The organism is Streptococcus sp. HMSC071D03 (assembly GCF_001812125.1).
Lineage (GTDB): Bacteria > Bacillota > Bacilli > Lactobacillales > Streptococcaceae > Streptococcus > Streptococcus pseudopneumoniae_N.
This window is the reverse complement of sequence record NZ_KV807770.1, coordinates 1-278: the sequence shown is the minus strand read 5'-3', so window position 1 is coordinate 278 and position 278 is coordinate 1. Positions and strand designations below refer to the sequence as shown.

1 pseudogene is annotated in these 278 nt (G+C 41.0%); it reads right to left on the bottom strand.

The window, feature by feature from the left end:
• Positions 1–278: pseudogene (locus HMPREF2837_RS06745) on the bottom strand (G5 domain-containing protein); the annotation flags it as partial.

Genomic DNA, 278 nt, shown 5'->3' with positions numbered 1-278 from the left:
ATTGTTCAACCTTAGTTTTCGCACCAACTTTAACAATTGTCTTACCTGCTGGGATGACGACTGGGTTGCCAACGTGTTCTGTGATATGACCGTCCTTTGAATCTACATCGTAAGTGGTTGTAGTAACCGTTTTACCTTTTTTACCCTCAGTACGCTGAGCTGGTGTACCGAAGTCTTTTTCAACATCTCTAACATACTCAACTTCTGGTTCAATTGGTGTTTCTACTACTTTGTCCTTCGCTGCAACTTTGACAATTGTTGCTGTTGGATTTACTACT